We start from the raw sequence: 24,791 nt of genomic DNA, 5'->3' as shown, positions 1-24,791 counted from the left end.
AATTTGAATTCAATTTGTTTTTTACCTCACGAATTAAAACTTGAAATATGAAATATCAATTAGTAATTATTTTCGGAATGTTGATTTTATTTAATTATCATAATGGCTTTTCCCAATCCTTACATAAAGAAGTAGGAATCCGAATGGGAGGTTCGGGTGGATATTCATTTGTTTACAAAAAAGAAAAAACTGAAAATAAGTATACAAGACTGCGTTTAAATGCCGGTAAAATTGATTTTAGTAAGCTCAATGATGTCCATACCTATAGTTTGTTAGCATCTATGTCTGTTGGTACCGAAAAACGGATATCCTTAACCAATGACTTTTATTTATATCATGGTTGGGAACCGGGATTAACTTTTGGATTTTCAGGAGATTCAAAATTAAGAAGTATTAGGATAAACCCTTTTGTTGGCTATATCATTGGTTTTATGTATGATCTTAATGGTAAGTTCATTATAGGTATTGAAACACTGCCTAATATGTATATCAACACGAATATCAACTTGATAGAAGGAGATACAGCAAACACAAGTCTTTCAGCAGGCCTGGATTTTAATTCTAACTTACTCGCACTAAGCTTAGCATATAGATTTTAGACCTTATAGATTGAGTTTTTCTAATTATCGTCTAAAATTGGGTTTGGTTTTATTGATAAATGCTTGAATACCTTCTTGTGATTCTTCTTCATCAAGAAGCTCGCCAAATAATTTGGCTTCATGTGCAAAGGCATCACGTTCAAAATCGTAATGTTCATTCATGAGTTCAATGGCTTTAGCTATAGCGCGTGGTCCTTTTTTAGCTGATTTTTCTATGATTTCTATGGATTTACTAATTTCAGAGCCTATTGGAACAACGTAGTTAACCAAATTCAATCGATAAGCTTCTTCAGCATTAATCATATCTCCGGTCAAAAGAAGTTCAAATGCTTTTGGTTTTCCGATATATCTTATAAGACGTTGAGTACCACCATAACCAGGTATTAATCCAAGATTAACTTCAGGTTGCCCAAATTTTGCATTTTCAGAAGCTACCCTCATATGACACGCCATGGCTAATTCGCAACCTCCACCTAATGCAAATCCATTAACAGCGGCAATAACGGGTATGCTTAGTCGTTCAATATCTTGAAAAATCTTTTGCCCTCTTAATGAAAGTGCTTCACCTTCAGCGTGACTCAATCCTAATAATTCTGTAATATCTGCTCCTGCAACAAATGACTTGGGTCCACTACCAGTAATGATGACACCCTTGTATTCGTGGATATGGTCATTAACCTCCTGAATAGCAGATTCTAATAGATGCATTACATTTTTATTTAATGCGTTTAGTGATGACTCTCTATTGATTGTAATGAAATATATCCCGTTTTCTACATGCTTTATGAGTTCCATATTTGAATTTTAAGAGCGCAAAGATGAGTAATTATCGGTACTTTTAGGAATGTAGTCCCAAAATGAATGTTGATTTATTTTAAATCAAATAATTTGTTTAATTTTACCATCAAATAGTTAAAAAATAATGAAAAAATATATTTTTTTAGTTTGGGTTTTGACCTTCATTAAGAGTTTTGCACAAGATGGTGATTTAAATATGAGCATTATTGCCCATGTGCAGGGAAATGGTAGTGGAATATGGCATTATCTGGGTAAAAATGGAATAGAATATGCGGCTATGGCATATACCGATGCCTTGGTTGTTTATAGTTTGGAAGATCCAAGTAAGCCTATAGAGCGTTTTAGATTTCCTGGAGTAAATACGATATGGCGAGAAGTCTTTTTTTATGGCGAATATATTTATGCAGTCACGGACAGCAAATCTGATGGTGTTATTATTATCAATATGAAACAGGCTCCAACTAAAATAACAGGAAAATTTTGGAGCCCTACTGTAACAGCCAATAATATTACGAAAGTGTTATCTACGTGTCACACGGTATTTGTGGATGAAAAAGGAATTCTTAGTTTAAATGGTTGTGGGGATTGGCGAGGTGTGTTGTTATTTGATTTAAAACCAAACCCGGAAATTCCTAAATATATCGGTTCTGAGACTAAGAGATACTGTCATGACAATTTTATTAGAAGAGATACCATGTTTACATCTGATGTTTATGATGGTTTGCTCAGTATTTGGAATGTTAAAAATCCAGCAGCACCCGTAGAAATGGCTTCAGTCAAAACACCTGCAGAATTTACACATAACGCATGGCCTTCTGATGATAACAAATATATTTTTACTACAGATGAACGAGCTGACGCTTATGTGGCCTCTTTTGACATCTCAGATTTTAACAATATTCGTCTTTTGGACAAATACAGACCTAAGGACACGGAAAATCAAGGCGTTATTCCTCACAATACCAGGTATATCAACGGTTATTTAGTCACTGCGTATTATACTGATGGTGTTAAGATCATTGACGCGCATAAGCCGGATAATTTGGTAGAGGTAGGTAGTGTTGATACCTATAAAGGAACAGGTGAAGGGTTTAGAGGTTGTTGGGGAGTTAGTCCTTATCTTCCTAGCGGTACCATCGTAGCTTCAGATATTGATGGTGGTTTTTTTGTAATAAAACCTACTTATGTAAGGGCTTGTTACCTTGAAGGGTTGGTAACCGATACGATTACCGGACTTCCGATAAGTGGGACCAAAATTAAATTATTAACCCCAAGAAAACATGGTGATGAAGCCGATTTAAAAGGAATTTATAAAACAGGATATGCAACTGCAGGGACTTATCAAGCTGTTTTTGATTCACCGGATTATTTTCCAAAAACGGTTGAAGTTATTCTAAAGAATGGCGAAATCACGATTAAAGATGTTCAATTAGTACCACGTAGAAATTTGATAACTCAAAAAGTTATTGTTAAAGATGCTAAAACTTTGAAAGTTATTGAAGGGGCATCGATTGCAATGTTTAATAGTATTTGGGCGGTCAATGGCAATACTAGTGTACAGGGAGAAGCTTTATTTCCAGTTTATCAGGATACCATTTTATACAAAGTAGTAGCTGGTAAATGGGGGTATTTGCATGCTAGTATTGATTTTGATTCTAAGCAACCTTCAGCAGATATAGTGGTATTGTTAAGAAAAGGATATCAAGATGATTTTATTTTTGACCAGGGTTGGACTGTTTCAGGTACAGCCATTGCAGGTAGATGGGAAAGAGCGGAACCAATAGGTACAACTTATAAAAATGAATTATTCGCTCCGGAATTGGATATTGATAAAGATTTTGGTCACCAATGTTATGTTACTGAAAATAGAGCAGGCATGGCAGTGGATGGAGATGTGGATGAAGGGGTAACGATTTTGACCTCACCAGAAATGGATTTAAGTACTTATAATAAACCAATTATTACTTATTACAGATGGTTTGGAAATGCAGGCGGAACAGGAAATCCAAATGACAGAATGACCATAAATTTATCAGATGGCGGAGTTTCTGTAGTTCCGATAGAAGAAATAAATAAAAACGAACCCAAATGGGTTTTTAGTGGCAATATTGATGTAAAATCTTTAATCACACCTTCCAATAAAATGAAATTAATTCTTAATATTTCAGATGATTTACCAGGACATTTACTTGAAGGTGGTTTAGATGGTTTTTTAGTGGTTGAAGGGTCTCCTGTAACTACTCAACATCTTAATCAGGATATTGAGTTGCAAGCTTCACCTGCTGCTTTTAATCATTCTACACAAATCAAATTTCAAAATATTGATGCTTTTGAATCAGCTACATTAAGCATTATCAATACAAATGGAGTATTGGTTCAATCATATCCTCTGCATGCATCTCAAGGTCAAATTATTATTGGTAATTCATTGGCCTCAGGCCTTTATTTTGCAAAAATAAAATCAGGTAACAAACAATCGAAAACTATAAGATTAGTAAAAATTTAAATGGAATTATTATAAAAAGCAAGAGGTGTTAAGTTTAGATTTGACGCCTCTTTTTATTATTTATAGTGTCTTTTTTTTCATAGAATTAGATTCCATAAATTTTTGTTTGATGTCAACAAATGCTTAATAAAAAGTTTGAAATTTATCGGTAGCAAGGATCAAAAAGCACTGTTGAACCTATTTGTGATAAATAAATACAAATTTTATCAATGAGTTCAATCAGCTATGTTCCATCACTTATTCAATGTCTTCAAAAAAACCTGTTTTGGTATTCTTCTTGACTTTATTCCATTCAAAATATCTGCCGTTCATAATGATGTAAACACCATCACTGAGTGTTTGAACAAATGACAAGGCACTCCCTAAATTAAAAAACCCATCTGACGAAGAACCAAAAGCATAAGGAATCATAGCACCAGTTAGAACGATGGTTTTGTTTTCGATTTTGGCTTCGGCAATAGCTTTTGCAGTAATAACCATGGTGTCTGTTCCATGAGTTATCAAAATTTGTCTGGCTTGGGATTTTACACAATTATGAATGATGATTTCTCTATCTGAATCTGTCATTTCGAGACTGTCTACCATCATGAGGGTTTTTATATCAATATTTAGAGAACAACGTCCTAGTTCAAGAATCTGAGGTAAATGAGTGTCTCTAAAAAATAGCTGACCATTGACAAAATTGTATTCTTTGTCAAAGGTGCCACCAGTTACGTAAATTTGAATTAAATTATTTTCCGCCAAGAGTTGAATTTTTTATGATCCTAAAAATACCACTTAGATAGGTTAAATGTATTGGTTGACCAAAAGTATAAAAATTGATCGAATTAGTAACTATTCCATGATCGATATCTAATGATTGATCTATATCAGTACGTTTATGATCCTCGTAATCACTTTTTTTAATCCAAGTAACGGCTAACATTCTCATTAAATATATAAAAAAGGACTAATATTTTAAGGCAAATTCTTCATTTGGCATGTTTTTTGGATCGATATAACAATTAAGACTATCTTTTTTAGACTTTAATATAGAAATCCAACCCTTATGAAAAAATTAGTTCTAGTGCCAATTGTCTTATTTATATGGGCATTTCATCTAAATCAATCGTATGCGCAATGTGCAAATGGTGTTTTATCGATATCAAATGTAAAAGCTACGTCAGGGTTAGGAACATATGAGGATCCGGCTATGGGTACTATTACCTATGATTTTTGTTTTAACTTAAATCAATTTTTTGAATCCAGTACCAATTGGGCTCATGGTATTTTTATTTCTTGGGATAATATGCCTCCTGGTGTTAGAGTTGTACAGGGTGTTTCTGGAGAGCAAAATACACAACACGGTTTCAGAAAATGGATTTTTATTGATTCATTGCACGCTCGAAGTTTCGATTTGCCAGGACCAGGTTTTTATGTTGACGATGGTGATGGGAATCCTACAAATAATTATGGGGATAGTGGATTTGGAACACCAAAGGCCTTATTTCCTGATTTGTTACCCTTTTGTCTAAGTGCAACTTTTGAATGTGGTAATGCAACAACATTAAGACCTGTAATAACGGTAACCGGAGATGGAACAACTGGAGCTTGGGAGAACCAAGATTGCGATGGGGATGAGTTTGTAGCTTCTACAGGTGGGCCAAATGGAAATGGTACAATTATCGTCTGCGGTTTGGTACTTCCTTTGAAATTAATCAGCTTTGAAGCCTATAAGCAAAACAAAGAGAATGTGATCAGTTGGACGGGAATAGCGGATGAATCTTTTTCACATTATGAATTGGAAAAGAGAAGTAATTATCAAAGTTCCTTTGTAAATTCTTTTAATTCTTTTTTTCCACAAACAAATGCTGAGCAATCTCAACATAAAATGATATGTATTGATAATAAGGATATAAATCAAACTTGTTATTACCGATTGAAGATGATAGATCGAGATAAATCTTTCATATACTCACCCATCATTAGTGTAAAGTCAGGGTCCAATTCATTGGTTGCAGAGTTTATTTATCCGGTACCAACTCATGAAACCATCAAATTGAAATTAATCGATAATGGTACGAATACAACATATTCCGTAAGTATTTTTAAACTAGATGGTCAAAAATTATTAGATAGAGATTTTTCAATTAAATCCAATGGATCAGAATTAGAAATTGATATCCAAAAATTACCTTTTGGAACTTATTTATTACTTATAAATTCTGGATCAGGTGGCCAACCCGAAATGTTTAAATTCGTTAAAGCCTAATGGATGTTCTATCTTTTTGATGAAGGTTAAATAGTAGTATTAAATGGTTGTTACATTAAATCATTTCCTTAATTCTATTTTTAAATAAATCAGGATTCTGCTTTGGCATGACGAATTGATTTAGATTATTATTAACATAGTTTTTTTCTAAAATCAATTATTGTAGAAACTTTTAAATCTTTTCAAGGTTTATTATGAGATTTCGTTTTGAAATCTTAAGATTTCATCTTGTAATTATATTGTTATTTGTTAATTCGACCTGAATTTTTATGAATCTGAATCTCTATATCATACTTTTATTTAGTATTTTCATTTTTTCTTGTATTAATAAAGGATCTCATCTTGGAAATAACCAAAAAGGAAATCATTTAATCAACGAGACTTCTCCATATCTATTAGAACACGCTCATAATCCAGTGGATTGGTATCCTTGGAAAGATGAGGCATTGAAGAAGGCTAAAGAAAGTCGAAAATTAATGATCGTAAGTATCGGATATTCTTCATGTCATTGGTGTCATGTAATGGAAAGAGAATCGTTTAGTGATACCACGGTAAGTCGAATCATGAATAGTGATTTTATTTCTATAAAAATTGACAGAGAGGAAAGACCAGATATTGATAATGTATACATGACCGCTTGCCAAGTTATCAATCAAAATGGTGGTTGTGGATGGCCTTTGAATGCCATAACATTACCGGATGGACAAGCTGTTTGGGTAGGGACGTATTTGACAAAGGATGAGTGGTTGAAATTACTTACAAACATTCAGAGTGTTTATGCTGAAGATCCAAATGAATTAGAAAAAATGGCCCGTTCGATTAATAACAAATTAGATGTAGACTATTCCAGTATACATTTAAGTACTAAGCAAGAATTTACTGCATCCAGGCTAACTGAATTAATTAATAAAGTAAAGCCTGATTTAGATGAAATCAATGGAGGGAGAAAATCAAATGAAAAATTTCCTTTGCCAACTTTACTCAGGATGATGTTGGAGCAAAAACAACTGTATAAAAATACGGATGCACTCAGTTTCGTTGAAACCACATTGAATAGAATGACTGCAGGCGGAATTTATGATATTATAGAAGGAGGTTTTTCAAGATATACCACCGATCCAGTGTGGCGGGTTCCGCATTTTGAAAAAATGTTGTATGATAATGCGCAATTGATAAGTGTATTGTCTTATGCTTATCAAACAACGAATAATCCACTTTATAAACAGACATTAATCCAAACTATAGATTTTATAAAAAACAATTTCACAAGTCCTGATGGGGGTTTTTATTCTTCATATGATGCAGAATCAGAAGGCGTAGAAGGGAAATATTATGTCTGGACTCTCGCGGAAATAAAGCAGGTAATTGGAGCTGGTGAACCCCTGAATATATTAATTGATTTACATAAATTATCTGAGGCCGGGAATTGGGAACACGGTAACAACATTTTATTTCAATCTGCTTCAGTTTCTGAAGTCGCTAAAAAATATAATAAGACGAATGCTGAATTACAAACAATATTAAATGACAGTTATGCTAAATTGTTGGCGAAGAGAAGTTCAAGAGTAAAACCAAGACTTGATAATAAAGTATTAACTTCCTGGAATGCAATGATGATTAAAGCTTATGCGGATGCATACAGCGCCACTGGTAATATGGAGTACCTGAATTTAGCCGTAAAAGGCGCTCAAATGATCACTAGTAAATTAATGGATCAAGATCATAAATTGTATCGTAACTTTCACAATAACAACAAAACCATCAATGGTTTTTTGGAAGATTATGTATTTTCTATTGATGCCTTTTTAAGAATTTACGAATTGACTTTTGATGAAGTTTATTTGAAGCAAGCCAAATTTTGGACAGATTATGTGATGAATCATTTTTCTGACAAGGACGGTTTGTTTTTTTACATGAATTCCAATTTAGATCCACAACTCTTAACACGAAAAATTGAATTGGACGATCAGGTTATTCCTTCAAGTAATTCAGTAATGTGTGACGTATTGCACAGATTGGGATTGTATTATTATGATAAGACTTATCTCGATCGAAGTGAAAAAATGCTTGATGGTGTAATATCTCATGTTGCAATTAACGCTCCGGCATATTATTCCAATTGGGTTAGAATTCTGGGCACTTTTGTTAAGCCATATTATGAAGTCGCCATAGTTGGAGAACAAAGTGCAGACTTGAGGAATGAATGGGTACGAAACTATACTCCAGGTGTCATATTATTAGGTGGAATGAATGAAGGAACTTTGGAGTTACTCAAAGAAAAGAAACAGGAAGGTCAAACTTTTATTTATGTCTGCAGAAATAAAATTTGTAAGTTGCCCGTAAAAAAAGTGCCTGAGGCCTTGCAATTAATACAATAGACCATGCGCGCTCTATTGTATTATCTCAGTTTTTTACTTGGAGCACTGAGATTAGTGTTGTTGGTTCTTAGCTTAATTTTATTTGTTGGTATAGGTTTTCTTTTAATTAAATTAGGGTTAATCAATCAATCCCATGGTTTTTTTTTAAGAACTCAATGGTGCAAAATCGCTATCCGAATTCTTGGTATTCAATTGCATGTAAATGGGAATATTGATTTAACTCCGGGTACTTTATATGTAGGAAATCACCGATCATTAATTGATCCTGTTATCATTTATTCTTTTGTCAAAAATGGTTATGCAGTCAGTAAAGCAGAAGTTGCGAAATATCCAATAATAGGACTAGGAGCCCAATTATCAGGGGTTATATTTGTAGAACGAAGTGATTCAGGCAGCAGGAAATCTGCTAAGGAGTTAATATCAAAATATTTAAAAGAAAAATTATCTATTGTTTTGTTTCCGGAAGGAACCGTTGGTGTAGATAGGCTTATGTTGCCCTTCAAAAAAGGATCCTTTGAAGCGGCGGCAGAAACTAATGCTCATGTAGTGCCTTTTGCAATGGAATTACAAAATCCTAAACGTGATTTTTGGATACATGATCATTTGCTAATTCAATTTTTAATTACGTTCTCTAAACTTAAAACCATCATAAATATCCATTTTTTTGATCCAATAGCAAGCACTGATGCTATGTATTTAACTGAACGTTCACAGGAATTAATACAAGATCAATTAACCCTATTTCAAAAAAGTTGGTCAGAAAAAGATTTATTCCCCGGCCTTAGGAATAAAGTCTAATGAAATGGAATTTACACAATGCCTAAGGTTCTTTGGAGTAAATCTTTCCCCTGCAAATACATGCCCTAAATGTCCATCACAAACAGCACAAACAATTTCTATTCTTCTGCCATCACGATCTGGTATTTGTTTGACTGCTCCAGGTATTTCATCATCAAAACTTGGCCAACCACAGCCCGAATGAAATTTATCTTTTGAATGATATAGTGGTGTGTTACACTGTTTGCAGACGTAAACTCCATCTGCTGCATGGTTTTCAAATTTACCGGTATATGGATTTTCAGTGCCTTTGTTTAATATAACATAGGCTTCTTCTTCGGTTAATTTATTGTATTTTGGCTTGTCCATTATTTCAGTGGATTTTAAGTTTAGCATTAAATTTTTCCTTAAGTTTATTAAGTTTTGGATTTATTACGAGTTGACAATAATAGGCTTCAGTATTTTCATTATAATAATTTTGATGGTGATCTTCTGCGGGATAGAAAATACTAGAAGGTGTAATTTCTGTCACAATAGCTTGATCCCAAAGGGTTGGAGCAACATTTTGTTTGGATTGCATTGCCAATTCTTTTTGGGTGTCATTTGTATAAAAGATAACAGATCGATATTGGGTACCTCGATCTGCGCCTTGTCTATTTAATGTGGTTGGATCATGTGTAGTCCAGAAAATTTCTAACAATTCAGAATAACTGATTTGAGTTGTGTCAAATGTTATTTTACAAATTTCAGCATGTCCTGTAGTGCCAGTACATATTTCGCGATATGAAGGATTTTTAATGTCGCCACCCATATATCCGGATACCACTTCGATTACCCCATTAATATTTTGGAATATGGCTTCAACACACCAAAAACAACCAGCTCCAAAATAGGCCGTATCCAGTACATTGTTTTCTATCATATGATTAGTTGACTGATTCATTGGAATTTTATTTTTAGGATTTTCTGTCTGAAAATTTTGGCATCCCGTTATTAAAAAATAAGTTACAATTAGAAAAAAAGTTATTTTATTTAGACCCATGGATTGTTTGTGAAATTAAAGTTATAACATAGATAACATAAATTAGTAAAATAATGTTTTTAGTTGTATATTTGCGGCCTCATATCGCGGAGTGGAGCAGTTGGTAGCTCGTCGGGCTCATAACCCGAAGGTCGTAGGTTCGAGTCCTGCCTCCGCCACAAAAGAAAAAGCTTGTTTTACAATTGAATTGTTTAACAGGCTTTTTTATTTTATGTAAGTTGGCTTTGATTTAATTTTTTAAAAAAAATAATATGCTATGCTGCATCTTAATATTTTGTAAGCTTTGATTTTTGGCAATAAACCATTTTCTTTTGATCTGCTTGTTTTAATAGTTGACAAATATAAACTAATGCATCACACTAAAAAGATTGCTTTTGTTCTGATCTTAAATTAAATAACAGAAAATATTTTTTACATTTTTCATGGTTCTACTCTTTTTTAGTTTAATTCTAAAAAATGATGTTAAATGCAATTCAATGTGATTTCATAAGGTCATTTAGTGTATCCATTTTTAAATTTAAGTTAAAATATAAATTTGAGAAAATTTATTTGAAGATTGTTTTTAAATATATGTAAGAAATTGAATTTCAATATAATGAATTTAAATTTAACTTATTTGGTCATTTTCAAAGTGTTAAAGTTTTAAAAATAGATTATTAAAAAAAGAGTTTATTTTAAAATTTAACAATTTAGATTTAATTTTAGGTCGAATCTAACAAATACAGAATCATATGAAAACAGTTTATTCAACTATTTTATTTATTTTATTTTCGTTTAGTGTTTTTGGGCAGGATATTATTATCACTCCGGAAAGACTAGTCAATAGCCCTGAATTGGGAGCTAAATTCAGAAGGTGTGAAGAGTACCAGCTGGACATCAAAGCCATTCAAAATCAATTGGCAGTTAAATCTCAAGCTCAGCAAAGTATTGAAATGGAGCTAAATTTGAACAATCGGAAAGTCAAATTGCAATTTTTCGAATACAACATGTTCAAGCCGACGGCTAAATTAAGAACAAGTCCGACGCCTAATGCTCCTGTTTATGACATAAACCCATCAATTAGAACATTTAGAGGATCTGTATTTGAGGATGGTGGTGGCATTGCAGCATTAACCATAGCGGATAATTACTTTCTATTGGCTTATAAAGTCGATGGTGAAACCTACTATTTAGAACCTACCATGATTAATCAATCCATGAACGCAAATGGTAGACTTACATTCTATGAAATTGCAGATATCATTCCTGTAGCCGGAGTTTATTGTGGTGCAGAACAAGTCGAAAAATTTGGCCATGATCATGATCCTAGTGAAGTGAACCCAAATGATTCAAGAAATAAGGCTTGTTTTGATGTGCCCATTGCTTTGGCATGCGATTATAAATTTGTTCGATTAACGGGTAGTGTGGCAATGGCAGAAGCTGTTATGACAGGATTCTTGAATTTAACTCAAACAGATTGGGAAGGTCAGGATCTCCAATATGAATACTTTTATGGGATAACAGATTTATTTGCACCTGATGACATTTTACGAGATCCTTGGGCTACAACAACAGATATTTTTACCCATTTAAATATATTTCAGATGGCTGGTCCAGTAATATTTAGTGGTGGTTATGCTGTTGCGACTGCCTGGACTTTTAATTACACCTCAGGTGCCGTAGGAGTAGCTTTTCTGAATGCAGTATGTACAGGAAATCGATACAATGTTTGCAGTCATTTTTCTAATTCATCAAACATAGCACGACAGACTCAATCTCATGAATTGGGTCATAATTTTTCGGCTCAACATGATGCACCGGGAGGCTATATTATGGATCCTGCTGTAAATGGATCAACCATTTGGTCTATTGCGTCCAATCAAAGTATAAAAATGTATACTGACTTTAATGCTGGATGTTTATTGCCATGTTCCACACCAAATGCAGTTCCAGATGTTAAATTCAAAGCAACTCCTTCTAGAGGGTGTCGTCCATTGGTGGTTCAATTTACAAATCAATCAACCTATGGTGTAACTTATGAATGGCAATTTCCAGGAGGAACTCCTGCGACGTCAACAGCGGTAAATCCGGTTATAACTTATACTAATAAAGGAGTATATGAAGTTACCCTTGAAGTTCGAAATCCTAGATGTAGTAAGAAAATGACTTTTCCTGCGGTTATAGAAGTTATTGATGTTCCATTGCCGAATTTTTCATATGGAAATGCAGGTGGCGATTTGTTTTTTGAATTTTTTGATGGGTCCATAGGTGGTGAAAAATGGGAATGGAACTTTGGGGATGGAAGCCCTAAAGAAGAAGGGGATTATGTTATCCATGAATTCAAGAAAGAAGGCAATTATGATGTAGAACTTACTGTAACTAATGAATGCGGATCTACAAAAATCAAGAAAAAAGTTGCGGCATTTGCGCCAGTCTTTGCAGATTTCGAAGCTGATACAACTTGGGGTTGTGCTGAAAAGGTGATTCATTTTAAAGATCTTTCATCTAATAATGTTTCCAACTGGACATGGGATTGTCCCGGTGGAACACCTTCAGGTTCTGCACTAAAAAATCCAATAATAAAATATACGCGTCCAGGTATTTATAAAGTGAAGCTTACAGCTAATTCTACAAAATTTAGTTCTTCACGCACTAAAGAAATGTACATCACCATTGATAGCTTACCAATAGCTGCTTTTACTTCAAATACCAAAGGTTTTATTGTTGATTTTACAAATCAATCTACTAATGCTAAATCGCATACTTGGAATTTTGGAGATGGAAGTAACCTAAGCACAGATCCTAATCCAACTCATACGTTTAAAGAAGGAGTGTATGATGTGACTTATACAGCAACTAACTTGTGTGGTAACACTGTTGTAAAATCAAAATTAACGATCTTTAATACACCGGTACCTAGTTTCACCACTAAAGCTCAACAGGGTTGCATACCATTTACAGTTAATTTTGAAAACACATCTTCTGTTAGTTCTACTGATTTCGTCTGGTCATTTCCAGGTGGAACCCCGTCCACAAGTACAGATCGGGATCCGGTTGTGGTTTATAATTCAATTGGAACTTTTGATGTAAAATTGGTTGCTACAAATTCTCAGGCAGCTGATTCTATTACTTCAACTCAATATATAACGGTTGAAGATTTACCGGTTTCTAATTTCCAAAGCAATGTGACCGGATTCTCAGGATTTTTTACAAATAACAGTATCAACGGAACTAAATATTTATGGGATTTTGGAGACGGAAAAGGAACAAGTACGCTTGCCTCACCAAATTATAATTATGGTGTTGAAGGAGAATTTACAGTTAAATTGACTGTGGAAAACGGTTGTGGTGTATCAACATTTGAACAATTAATAGCAGTTTACTTGATTCCTAAAGTTAATTTTAGTTCTGATGTTATCAGAGGATGTGCGCCACTCAAAGTCAATTTCCAAAATAAATCTTCAGTAGACGTAAATGATTGGAGTTGGCAATTTGAAGGTGGTTCACCACTTGTATCTACAACAGCAAATCCAGTTGTTACATTTAATAAACAAGGAAAGTACACTGTAAAATTGACTGTAAAAAATAATAATGGATCTAACGCATCGACTAAGATTAAATACATCGAAGTGATTTCTCCGGTATTATGTCCTGATCGTCCAAAGAAAAAAGGACCAAAAATATCTGAAATTGGTGGATTTTATAATCAAGAGTTAGACGAAAGAGCATCTTTATCCAATACGGTTAATATTTATCCAAATCCTGCTAATGATATCATTACCATTGAAGGAGCTCATATTATTTCATATTCATTGGTAAATTTAGCAGGAAAGGAATTGGCATCAGGTCAAACCAATGGAAATGTTACTTCGGTTAATATCAGCCACATTGAGTCGGGAGCTTATTTTATAAAAGTAAGAGAGACCGATGATTTTACGATTCGAAAAATTACAATAGCTAGATAATTCTGGATATTCAGATTCAAATAAAAAAAAACTGATCATACAATATATGATCAGTTTTTTTTTGATTAAAAATGTCCTACTTCAGCATATAATCAAAATATTAGCTTAGCCTAAATAATTGGTGACTAACGCGAGTTGAAAACATAATCGATACCATAAATTAATGGAAATTGATTAGCAAGTAACCTATGTAGTGAGGTGGTTTTATTTTAACATGGAGAGGATAACATCAGAGGCTGAATTCGTTCGATATTTCTAAATTATTATTTAATAATTAGAAGACATTTATTTAATTTTCCAAAAATAGAATTTGGCCAGCATAAATATGGAGGGCGGATTACAGATATGGTGTATTATTAATGATCTTGTTAGATATTTTTTAAAATGTTGTCCAAATGAATCAGTATTTGAATCATACGCCTCTATGACCTTAGGCACAAGTATACAGCAAGTATGTACGCCTATAGGGTAGGTTTGGTACCAACTAAGATACCATGGAAGTAGTGGTTTAGATAGAGGTTAATACAAAGTACTCCTCTGCCATATATCGATCATACTAAAGCGCATTTGGTTCGATTAGTAAATATGGTCTGTTTAATTTTAGACTATTTATTATGGGTTTCATATAATTTATCAGGACTAAAAATTTGCTTTCTAGATTAGGAATCAATAAAATTAAAATACCTTGCTCCCCAGAAAATGATTTTGACCTAAAATTTGGCAGCTCGAATATCAAGCTATTTTGAATTTTAGTTTGTAACAAAAATCTAGGATAATAAAATTAGAATTGCATTTTTTTCAAGTGATGTATGAATCTAACCATAATCCTAAACAACTTATTGCTTAGATTCTGTAAATGTCGGATTATGATAGACAGGAAAGTTACACGAATTGGCAATAAAACACATTTCATTAGCTTTTTGATGTAACGCCTTTGCTTCTGAAATTCTCGTCAAATCAGTAATAACAATTTGCGGATTTAATGTCACTTCTTTAAAGTGACCACTCCCGTTCTCAAGTTCGGTCATAATTCCAATGGCATGATCTAAATAATCCATAACGATAATACCAGCCTCAGAACACAAGTGCAAATACCACAACATATGACAAGATGAAATGGCCGATAATAATAAATCTTCTGGATTGTGAAGATTTGGGTTTCCTCTAAAATGTGGATCTGACGAACATTTCAATAAAGGTTTATTTTTGAAATTAATTTCATGGGACCTTTCATAACTCGTATAAGTTTTAGTACCGATTCCCGTATTACCTGTCCATTTTAATTCCAGTTGATAGCTTAATTCTCGATTCATTGGAAAATTTTAAATGATACTTTTTTTTCGACTAGGCTAAATGCTTATTTTGTATTGATAATAGGCCAAGTGACTGGTGTAAATATCGATTAAAAAGATAGATTATATCACTATTTTTGTGACTAATTTTATAATATGCATTACTATAGTTTAGGTCAAATTCCTCATAAACGTCATACTCAGTTTTTAAAACCCAATGGAGAGCTTTATTCTGAGCAATTGTTTTCAACCGAAGGATTTTCAGATTTGGCTTCTTTACTCTATCATTGTAATGCACCTACTCAAATCCTCCAGGTAGAAGAACCCTTTTCAATAGCGCCAAAAACCATCCATGATAAACAGCTTAAGCATAGATGTTTAAAAGGATTTCATATTAAACCTGAATCTGATTATTTAAAAAGTAGAAAACCGGTATTGGTTAATGATGACTGCAAAATCACATTGGCAGCTCCTAGCCAAAGTATGACAGAATATTATTTTAAAAATGCGGATGCAGATGAAGTTGTATTTATACATGAAGGGACCGGAGTTTTAAAGACCATGTATGGAAATATTGATTTTGCTTATGGTGATTATTTAGTAATCCCTCGGGGAACTATCTATCAGTTTCATTTTAATCAATCTTCCAACAGAATCATGATCATTGAATCAGCAGGACCCATTACTTTTCCAAAAAGGTATCGCAATGATTTTGGCCAATTGATGGAACATTCTCCATTTTGTGAACGAGATATAAGAAAACCCGCTACATTAGAGACTCATGATGTACAAGGCAGATTTTTACTTTATATTAAAAAGCAGGACATCATCTATCCTTATCATTACTTAAATCATCCTTTTGATGTTATTGGTTGGGACGGATATGTATATCCATTTGCATTATCGATACATGATTTTGAGCCGATTACAGGGAGGGTACATCAACCGCCACCGGTTCATCAAACCTTTGACGGACGAAATTTTGTTATTTGTTCCTTCGTTCCCAGACTTTATGATTATCATCCTTTAGCCATCCCAGCTCCATACAACCACAGCAATATTGACAGTGATGAAGTACTCTATTATGTTGATGGAGACTTTATGAGTCGAAAACATGTCGAAAGGGGAATGATTACCCTGCATCCGGGAGGTATTCCCCATGGTCCTCATCCAGGTACGGTAAAGAAAAGTATAGGTGCTAAAGAAACTAAAGAGCTTGCAGTAATGATTGATACATTTAAGCCCCTATTGATGACTGAATATGCAGTTGACATTGAAGACCCAAATTATTATTTGAGTTGGCTAAGTCATGAGATTGGGGAAGGTGGTATCCAAATGAATACCATTACTTCATAAAATATTTAATAAGATACCTGAAAGTTATTCATTTAATCTTTTAGATCCTTTTTCGCAACTTTTATAGCATTTCGCGCGTATCTTTACTATGTAAATCAAACTCGAATAAATGAGATTTCCCAGAGTTGTAATTTGTGTTTTATTCTCTTTTTTAAAGATATCAGGTGTTTTTGGAGCACATATTATCGGAGGTGAGATGTATTATGAGTGTATGGGTTATGGTAATGCAGGGAAAGATACTACTAAAAGAATTTATAGAATTTATATCACTTTATATAGAGATTGCCGACCCCAAAGTAATGCTGCAGGATTTGATGAACCCTTAGGTTTCACCATTTGGCGCAAGAATGCCAATGGAACATATACCAATACCAAACAAAATAATAACCCGGAATACAGTATAAATAATCTAAAAAATAGACCAACTTTAGTAGATCCTCCCATTTACCCATGTTTGATATTACCACCTGATATTTGTGTTGAAAAAGGGGACTATTATTATGATGTAGAGCTTCCGATTATTAATCAAGAATATGTGGTCGTTTGGCAAAGGTGTTGTAGAAATAGTACAATTTCAAATATTCAAATGCCAGATGCTACAGGTATAACCTTTTCTGTTTCAATTCATCCCGAAGCACAAAAAACCTGTGGAAGTAGTCCAAGATTCAAAAACTTTCCCCCTACAGTTATTTGCGTAAATGAACCCTTTAGTTTTGATCATGCAGCTACAGATAAGGAAGGGGATTTATTAATATATAGTTTTTGTCCTCCTCTTGCTGGAGGGGGTAGAAGTGGTGGTAGTGGTTGTTCTGCTACCATTCCAAGTCCAGATTGTCCCCCTCCATTTACAGAAGTTTCTTTTAGAGCTCCTACTTATTCATATTTGTTCCCTGTTACAGGTAATCCACCGATGACTATTAATTCGATTACCGGTGAAATTACCGGAGAACCTGATTTAATTGGTCAATTTGTAATTAGTGTTTGTGTTTCTGAATATAGAAGTGGGGTGTTGTTATCAACGGTCAGACGTGATTTTCAATTTAATGTGGCCAGTTGCACAGGCACTGTTGTGGCACAACTTGACAATGGTGTTCCAATGGGAAAAAAGGACCGGTCCATTTTGTTGTGTAATTCAGATCAGCTTACTATGAAAAATTCCAGCTATCAACAACAATTTATTTCAGATATACTTTGGGAATATGAGAATGGCGGACAAATAGAAACATCAACTGTTTGGAATCCTACTATTAAATTTAAAGAAGGCGGGCTTCACAATGGTCGATTTATTTTGAATCCTGGGACAAACTGTAGTGATACCGTGAATTTTGTGGCTAATGTAATCAATGATTTAAAACCTGATTTTAGTTTTACTTATGATAGTTGTCATGTTGGTCCCGTACAATTTAGAGATACTTCCAGTTCAAGTTATAGCACGATAACAAATTGGAATTGGGATTTTGGTGATGGATTTTTGGGATTTCAGAAAAACGTTGATCTTCAATATGTCTACCCGGATCGCTATACTATTAAATTACAAATAAAGGATAATTTTGGGTGTGTCAACCAAATTCAAAAACCACTTGTTTGGTATCCTTCTCCCGAGGTAGTCATTTTTGAGCCTAGTATAAAAGCTGGCTGTGTTCCATTGAAAGTTAATTTTAGAAATATTTCATTCCCGACTGATAATAGCTACACCTTTAATTGGAAGTTCGGTGATGGTGATGAGGCTAAGGGTATTTCAGTCGACCATGTATTTGATTCGATAGGTAATTATGATCTAAAATTAGAAGTCACATCACCCATAGGATGTTACAATGAAGGAACTTTTACCAATGTTGTTCAGGTCTATCCACCACCTACAGCAGAATGGATGATCGATAGAAATGTGTTGGATATTAAAGATCCTATTGTACAATTAAATGATGTTTCAAAATTGACCTTAGGTAGAACTTGGATTGTAAATGGAAAGGATTATTATTATGATAAGGATCTCACTTTAATTTTAAAAGATACAGGATTTCATCATATTCAATTAATTGTTTCAGATCAATTTTTGTGTACGGATACTTTAGAAGCTGATGTGTTTGTAGGACATAAGTTTACATTGTTTATGCCAAACGCATTTACACCAAATGGTGATGGAGACAATGAGACTTTTTTGCCTGTAGGTGATATTCATTCTTTGGAATATTATTCATTAAATATTTATGATCGATGGGGTTCAGTCCTGTTTCACTCATCAGATCCTCAAGTTGGTTGGAATGGCAAGTTTAATAACTCAGGTACTGAAGTCCCATCTGGAGCATATCCATATCTTTTGAATTATAAAGTGAATCGCTCCAATCCAGTCAGTGAGAAAAAAATGCTTACCCTTATTCGTTGATTTATTTTTAAAATTTTATTTATATTATGAAGATTAAATTTTTTATTGCCTGTTTTATTGTCTTTACTTTTAGCATGATGTTTACTGAATGCACCAAGTCGAGTCTTCCAGATCCCGAGATTTGTTTTGAATCTGAAATTTTGCCATTGTTGAAATCAAATTGTACTCAAAGTGGATGTCATAATGTGATAGACCGCAAAAGTGGTGTTGTTATTTCTGATTATTATGATATCATAAAATTGGTAGATCCGGGGCATTATAAAACCAGTGAATTGTATCAAGTTATTGTATCTGAATTTGGTAATAAGATGCCTCCTAAGCCTTACGAATTGTTAAATGATAATCAAATTAAAACCATTGCTTTATGGATCAAGCAAGGCGCTCAAAACACTATTAATTGTGCAGGGGCATGTGATACCTCGAGTGTATCATTTAACAGAACTATTTTTCCAATGTTGCAGACCTATTGTAATGGATGTCATGGCGGATCGAACCCTCAAGGAAATGTTGCGCTGAATAATTATGGTGCAGTTTTAGAATACGTTAATGATAATTCATTGGAAGGTTCGGTGAATTATGTAACTGGATATAGTCGGATGCCAAAAGATGGTATTCAATTATCTTCTTGTCAACTATCTCAAATCAGTAAGTGGTTAGCGGATGGTGCGCCTAATAATTAATTCATTTTTCAATTTATCAAAATCAAAAGTTATGTTTAAATATATATTTGCTGTTTGCTTTTTTAGTTTGTCCGTTTTAAATGCACAAGATGAAGGAAGCTTATTAGATGGATTAGGAGTAGATGATGGAACTACTGTTGTAACCAATGCTTTTAAATCAACCAGAGTGATAAATGCCCACAGTATTGAAATGCTTCATAAAGGTGTTTTGGATTTTAGAATTTTGCACCGTTTTGGAGATATAAATGGTGGAGCATATGAGTTTTTTGGATTGGATCAGGCTTCTATGCGTTTAAGCTTTGACTTTGCACCCATTGAGAATCTCACCATAGGAGTAGGTAGAAGTACTCGAAATAAAGAACTGGATGGCATGATCAAATATAAGTTTCTCAGCCAAAAATCAGGCAATAACTCCTTCCCATTCACTGCAATAATTGTTGCAGGAATGAATGTCATTACATTGAAGAACCCATTTGGAAATGAATATCAGGAAGTTTTTAGTGATCGGTTGAGTTATTTTGTACAGCTACCTGTTGGAAGAAAATTCACTGATCGTTTTTCATTGCAGTTGGCACCCGTTATGGTATATCGAAATCTGGTGAAGACTAGTGTTGATCCTAATTTGGTCTATGGATGCGAACTTGGCGCCCGATTTAAAATCACCAATAGAATGGCCTTGGTTTTAGATTATACTTATGCAGTGAATCGCTTCCCCAATAAATTGTCCTATAATCCACTTTCTTTAGGAGTTGATATAGAAACAGGAGGTCATGTTTTTCAATTGCATTTTTCTAATGCGGTAGGTATGAATGAAAGATCTTCATTGTTAGATGCAAATTCAAATTGGTTGAACGGAGAGATCAAATTAGGATTTAATTTATCGAGGGTTTTTCAATTGTATAATTAATAAGTTCCTTTTAGGTTTGTTAGAAAATGACAAACTGGTTTTCATTATTAAATAATGTAACGATTTAATTCTGATTCCTATGGACCATTTGTTCAATAGTATAAAGCTTCAATTTGAAGCTAAAGCCAATGCCGTTAGGGCAGGGCAGATGAAAGCATATATGAAGGATCGATTTGAATACTATGGTGTTATGGCCCCAGATCGAAAAGAAATCGTGAAACAAGTATTTGATCAATGGGCCTGGCAGGGAGATCAGGCATTTAAAGATTTTTTTGAGCAATGTTGGAGTTCTGATTTTCGTGAGTTCAATTATGTGGCTCTTGATGTAGCTCGTAAATACCTCAGGCGTATGAATTCCTCTTGGGTTAGTTTTTATGAGCCCTATATAGCCCGGGATTCTTGGTGGGACACGGTTGATTTTTTATCACCAAGTATTATAGGCTTATTGGTCATAAAAGAACCTGATACCCAAATTCAACTCATGAGAAAATGGATAGCCTCTGATAACATGTGGTATCGTCGTTCAGCCCTAATTATGCAATTGAAGTATGCCAAATCAACGAATTTCGATATTTTAAAATCGATGATTTCGGATCAATCCACCAGCAAAGAATTTTTTATCCAAAAAGCCGCCGGCTGGGCATTGAGGCAACATTCTAGAGTAGATCCAATAGGAGTTAGTTCATTTATTTTTAAATATCAATTACCGCCCTTGACAAAGCGCGAAGGGATGAGGTTGATATTGAAAGAAGAGGGGAAATGGTGAATTGTGTGATCTTTGGGTTGTGCATTAAAATGAGTATGTCCAAGAAATAAAATCAATTAATTAAAGTACTATCTTTGGTTTTAGTTAAGTATACAATCGGGATATCTTTTCAAAGATAAGTAGTGTTTGTTTTGTATTGAAAAGTTTCACTTATCTTTTAATTAGTTTGTGATAAATGCGATTAAAAATCTTTGCCTTTATGTTTTTTCAATGTTTCATTTTAATTAGTGAAATAAATAGTCAATTGTATTTGGGCGCTGGTTTTGGAATCGATAATTCAAATATAGTTCAATCTAAAAATTCGAATTATTTTTTAATAAATTATCCAAAATCAAATTATAACAAATTAAGTCTTGCTGCTGAAATTAAAATTAGATATCTATTTAAATCAAAGATGTTTATCGAATTGAATCCTGGTTATACATTCAAAAAAATTCCACTCTCATCAACAACTATATTGGGATTCCCTGAAGAAGAACCAAAATTAGATTTTAAGTTCAATTACTTTCAAAATTCAGCACATTTCGGTTATGCAATTAATAAATTTGAATTTTCAATTGGACTTGATGTTAATATAATAAATAGTATTAAAGTCCATTATCTCTATTCACCATTTTATGAAATAGTTTTGAAAGATAATATAGAACTTGGACCAACATGTAGATTTGGCTACAAGCTTAATAGATTAAATTTCTATATTTATTATAATCGCGGCGTTTATTTTTCTGATAAATTAGTTAAAGAAAAGTATTTTGAACCAATAAATTCATTCGGTGCAAAATTATATTATATCTTTAAGATATATTCAATCAAACAAAAAAGCAAAGTGGACTGCCCATCATTTAAAGCTTGAGAAGTGTATTAAATGTGATAATAAAGTTATAAAAGTAAATATTTAAATAAATCAATCAAGTCAAAATTCGCAATATAGTATAAATGAAATATTTATTATCAACTGTTCTATTATTACTAATCTATTCATGCATTAAGGATGCTGCATTTGATGAGAATGGATTTTTTGGCGAAGGACAAGCAGTATTAAATGGGGAAACTTGGAAAGGAAAAACTGGTGTATTTAAATCTAGAAACTATTGTACTCCTGATACATGTATTGGTGTTTTAATATATAAATATAATGAATTTGGTGAACTTAGAGGCAAAATCTTGATTGACTATGTATCATTAAAAATTGGAAGATTTCAATTAAATCCAATAGAACCTTTTTATTTAGATACATTTAATAGAATTTCATATAGTGAATTTATTTCTGATGGAGATGTAGTAACAGGGACTTATATTTTAAAAAATCCTAGTTCTGATTATTATATTGAAATTAAGGAACTAAATAAGCAAAACGGTGATATTCGAGGTAGTTTTAGAGCTAAAGTAGTTAGAGATACTTCATTTATAGGTAAATTTCCAGACACAATTAATATTGAAGATGGAAATTTTTATGGTAGAATTAATTGGAGATAAATAAAAGAATTATTGTTTTTGAAAGTGATTTTACAAGTAGCTTGTCTTCACTACAAATTGATCATGTTTTTGAAACTTATGAAATTCTCTTTCAAATATACTTTTAATACTTTACTTTTGACTTGACTAAGTCCTCCTTCTAATTCTTAACAAGTTTATATTCATAGTGAAAAGTCCCCCAATTAGCCTGAATTAAATATGCACCTGGTGTAAAGTCTTCTATGCTTATAACTCCACTTGGTGAGACATTTTTCATTGTTTTAATTAACTTGCCATTTATAGAATAAATAGATATCCACCCTGACTTGTCTTTAAAATTATAATAAATAAAATCACCTCTCTTCTCGAAAACCTCAAAGTTTTCATTGTTTAAGTCAACTGAATTAGTTTCTTTACATTCTCTTACACCTTTAAAATCGTAGAAATTAGGAGCATAAGTCATTGTATAATCATGATTGCCAGGCAATCGAACAGCTTGTTGAATAAGTTCGCATTTCTTTCCTCTACAGTTGGGATTATTAATTACGCTGAGGTATTGGCCTCCTGCTAATCCACCTATGTAAATTCTACCATCTGGACCTATACGTCCAGAATTAAATGCTGAAATATTTGTTTTCCCGGTACTTCGGTCCAATGTATCAATTAATATTCCTGAGCTTTCTACATGATCAGAAGTAAGATCATATTGGTATAAAGAATCTATTGAGAATACATATAATAATTTAGAGTCGGGAGAAAAGCAAATTCCACCAAATGGCTGACGACCTCCTTCTTCATGGAAATACTTTGGTCTGTTAATGGCTCCAGTTTTAGAATCAAAATCAAACAGTTGAATTCCATATTCAGGACAGTAACGAGCATATTTAGTACGATCGGGACTAAAAGAAGTTGAACTTATTCCATCAGAATAACCATAAATTTTAGATCCAACACATGTTCTTCCTAAAATATTCAATCCCGCTGAGGTATATTCATATATTAAATAACAAACGCTTGCGTCTAGAGGAACTATAATCCACCAATCTTTACCGTTATCTTGTAGGCATGCTGTAAGATGGCCTGGAGCAAATGTATCAAAATGAACTTGGTTCCAATTATTGACTAACCTTTTGCTAATTGTATTTGTAAGATTCATTTCCATTGAATATAATATTCCGTAATCTAGAGCTTTAAGTGAATCTTGATCTCGTTCTATAGAAGCTATATCCATTAATAAAATTGGAAAAATGTTTTTTTTATGATTGTCAGGCAATATAATCATGGACTGATCATATGGGTAATAATAGTCTATAGGATCAAAACACCAATAATTTCGTCTGTTTGACTTAAGTGTATAATTACCATACATGGTATCAAGCTGACTATCCAAAATAGAACAATTAGTAAATAATACTATGGGGTCTCCATCTTGATTACATATAAAAGTTTTATCGCCAAAAATGTTGAAATTACTCTGCAAACTATCAATTTTGACTATTCCAGTATCCGAAAAATATATACGATTTAAATTCTTATTACTCCCAATATTCGTTCCAAAGGTCCAAGTATAGTCATATTTATTCTGACCAACCCCAATTAATGTAAATATGGACCAAATAAATATTGCTAAAAGTACTTTCATTATTACACTTCAATC

At 33.2% G+C, this 24,791-nt stretch carries 20 protein-coding genes and 1 tRNA gene; 14 read left to right on the top strand and 7 right to left on the bottom strand.

The genetic code is table 11. The annotated features are described in order from the left end of the window. Positions 1 to 47 precede the first annotated feature (47 nt). Positions 48 to 599 carry a hypothetical protein gene (locus IPK88_18525; GenBank protein MBK8245428.1) on the top strand — a complete coding sequence of 184 codons (552 nt, stop codon included), beginning with the start codon at positions 48 to 50 and terminating at the stop codon, positions 597 to 599. Positions 600 to 623: 24 nt separating this feature from the next. On the opposite strand, the gene IPK88_18520 is transcribed toward IPK88_18525, so the two are convergent. Continuing rightward, entirely contained in the window at positions 624 to 1,394 is a 771-nt protein-coding gene (locus IPK88_18520; protein ID MBK8245427.1) for an enoyl-CoA hydratase/isomerase family protein, read from the bottom strand. Positions 1,395 to 1,521: 127 nt separating this feature from the next. Here IPK88_18520 and IPK88_18515 point away from each other — a divergent pair, with 127 nt between their 5' ends. Then, complete coding sequence (locus tag IPK88_18515) at positions 1,522 to 3,903, top strand: choice-of-anchor B family protein (protein MBK8245426.1); 2,382 nt, start codon at positions 1,522 to 1,524, stop codon at positions 3,901 to 3,903. Between the two features lie 237 nt (positions 3,904 to 4,140). Here IPK88_18515 and IPK88_18510 read toward each other — a convergent pair whose 3' ends face one another. After that, positions 4,141 to 4,647, bottom strand: a complete 507-nt coding sequence (locus tag IPK88_18510; protein MBK8245425.1) for an asparaginase — start codon at positions 4,645 to 4,647, stop codon at positions 4,141 to 4,143. Continuing rightward, a complete protein-coding gene (locus IPK88_18505; GenBank protein ID MBK8245424.1) occupies positions 4,634 to 4,828 on the bottom strand; it encodes a hypothetical protein in 195 nt (64 codons plus the stop codon). The genes IPK88_18510 and IPK88_18505 overlap by 14 nt, the downstream gene beginning before the upstream one ends. A gap of 123 nt (positions 4,829 to 4,951) precedes the next feature. Between IPK88_18505 and IPK88_18500 the strand changes: the two genes are divergently transcribed. The 3 genes from IPK88_18500 (at position 4,952) to IPK88_18490 (ending at position 9,330) form a co-directional block, all read left to right on the top strand. Further along, on the top strand, positions 4,952 to 6,154 hold the full coding sequence (locus IPK88_18500) for a T9SS type A sorting domain-containing protein (protein MBK8245423.1): 1,203 nt from the start codon (positions 4,952 to 4,954) through the stop codon (positions 6,152 to 6,154). A gap of 269 nt (positions 6,155 to 6,423) precedes the next feature. Then, entirely contained in the window at positions 6,424 to 8,532 is a 2,109-nt protein-coding gene (locus IPK88_18495) for a thioredoxin domain-containing protein (protein MBK8245422.1), read from the top strand. Between the two features lie 3 nt (positions 8,533 to 8,535). Next, a complete protein-coding gene (locus tag IPK88_18490) occupies positions 8,536 to 9,330 on the top strand; it encodes a 1-acyl-sn-glycerol-3-phosphate acyltransferase (GenBank protein MBK8245421.1) in 795 nt (264 codons plus the stop codon). On the opposite strand, the gene IPK88_18485 is transcribed toward IPK88_18490, so the two are convergent. Then, positions 9,301 to 9,705 carry a methionine-R-sulfoxide reductase gene (locus tag IPK88_18485; GenBank protein MBK8245420.1) on the bottom strand — a complete coding sequence of 135 codons (405 nt, stop codon included), beginning with the start codon at positions 9,703 to 9,705 and terminating at the stop codon, positions 9,301 to 9,303. The genes IPK88_18490 and IPK88_18485 overlap by 30 nt on opposite strands. Further along, positions 9,683 to 10,231 carry a peptide-methionine (S)-S-oxide reductase MsrA gene (gene msrA / locus IPK88_18480; protein MBK8245419.1) on the bottom strand — a complete coding sequence of 183 codons (549 nt, stop codon included), beginning with the start codon at positions 10,229 to 10,231 and terminating at the stop codon, positions 9,683 to 9,685. The genes IPK88_18485 and msrA overlap by 23 nt, the downstream gene beginning before the upstream one ends. Positions 10,232 to 10,436: 205 nt before the next feature. Here msrA and IPK88_18475 point away from each other — a divergent pair. Then, a tRNA-Met gene (locus IPK88_18475) sits at positions 10,437 to 10,509 on the top strand. Positions 10,510 to 11,082: 573 nt separating this feature from the next. After that, complete coding sequence (locus IPK88_18470; GenBank protein MBK8245418.1) at positions 11,083 to 14,295, top strand: PKD domain-containing protein; 3,213 nt, start codon at positions 11,083 to 11,085, stop codon at positions 14,293 to 14,295. Positions 14,296 to 15,131: 836 nt separating this feature from the next. On the opposite strand, the gene IPK88_18465 is transcribed toward IPK88_18470, so the two are convergent. Beyond that, entirely contained in the window at positions 15,132 to 15,608 is a 477-nt protein-coding gene (locus tag IPK88_18465; protein ID MBK8245417.1) for an OsmC family protein, read from the bottom strand. 135 nt (positions 15,609 to 15,743) lie between these two features. Between IPK88_18465 and IPK88_18460 the strand changes: the two genes are divergently transcribed. The 7 genes from IPK88_18460 (at position 15,744) to IPK88_18430 (ending at position 23,155) form a co-directional block, all read left to right on the top strand. Beyond that, positions 15,744 to 16,943 (top strand): homogentisate 1,2-dioxygenase, encoded by a 1,200-nt coding sequence (locus IPK88_18460; GenBank protein MBK8245416.1) that lies wholly within the window; start codon positions 15,744 to 15,746, stop codon positions 16,941 to 16,943. A 109-nt stretch (positions 16,944 to 17,052) separates the two neighbouring features. After that, complete coding sequence (locus tag IPK88_18455) at positions 17,053 to 19,326, top strand: gliding motility-associated C-terminal domain-containing protein (protein MBK8245415.1); 2,274 nt, start codon at positions 17,053 to 17,055, stop codon at positions 19,324 to 19,326. 26 nt (positions 19,327 to 19,352) lie between these two features. Next, positions 19,353 to 20,006, top strand: a complete 654-nt coding sequence (locus IPK88_18450; GenBank protein ID MBK8245414.1) for a hypothetical protein — start codon at positions 19,353 to 19,355, stop codon at positions 20,004 to 20,006. Between the two features lie 31 nt (positions 20,007 to 20,037). Next, positions 20,038 to 20,913: a hypothetical protein gene (locus IPK88_18445; GenBank protein MBK8245413.1), complete on the top strand. Its 876-nt coding sequence runs from the start codon at positions 20,038 to 20,040 to the stop codon at positions 20,911 to 20,913. 79 nt (positions 20,914 to 20,992) lie between these two features. Then, positions 20,993 to 21,679: a DNA alkylation repair protein gene (locus IPK88_18440; protein ID MBK8245412.1), complete on the top strand. Its 687-nt coding sequence runs from the start codon at positions 20,993 to 20,995 to the stop codon at positions 21,677 to 21,679. A 199-nt stretch (positions 21,680 to 21,878) separates the two neighbouring features. Continuing rightward, positions 21,879 to 22,532 carry a hypothetical protein gene (locus IPK88_18435; GenBank protein MBK8245411.1) on the top strand — a complete coding sequence of 218 codons (654 nt, stop codon included), beginning with the start codon at positions 21,879 to 21,881 and terminating at the stop codon, positions 22,530 to 22,532. Between the two features lie 83 nt (positions 22,533 to 22,615). Beyond that, positions 22,616 to 23,155: a hypothetical protein gene (locus IPK88_18430; GenBank protein ID MBK8245410.1), complete on the top strand. Its 540-nt coding sequence runs from the start codon at positions 22,616 to 22,618 to the stop codon at positions 23,153 to 23,155. A 139-nt stretch (positions 23,156 to 23,294) separates the two neighbouring features. On the opposite strand, the gene IPK88_18425 is transcribed toward IPK88_18430, so the two are convergent. Continuing rightward, positions 23,295 to 24,776: a T9SS type A sorting domain-containing protein gene (locus tag IPK88_18425; protein ID MBK8245409.1), complete on the bottom strand. Its 1,482-nt coding sequence runs from the start codon at positions 24,774 to 24,776 to the stop codon at positions 23,295 to 23,297. Positions 24,777 to 24,791 lie beyond the last annotated feature (15 nt).

It is taken from the genome of Candidatus Defluviibacterium haderslevense (assembly GCA_016712225.1).
Taxonomy (GTDB): domain Bacteria; phylum Bacteroidota; class Bacteroidia; order Chitinophagales; family Saprospiraceae; genus Vicinibacter; species Vicinibacter haderslevensis.
Note: the sequence above shows the minus strand (reverse complement) of the source record. Positions and strands in the feature narration are given on the sequence as shown.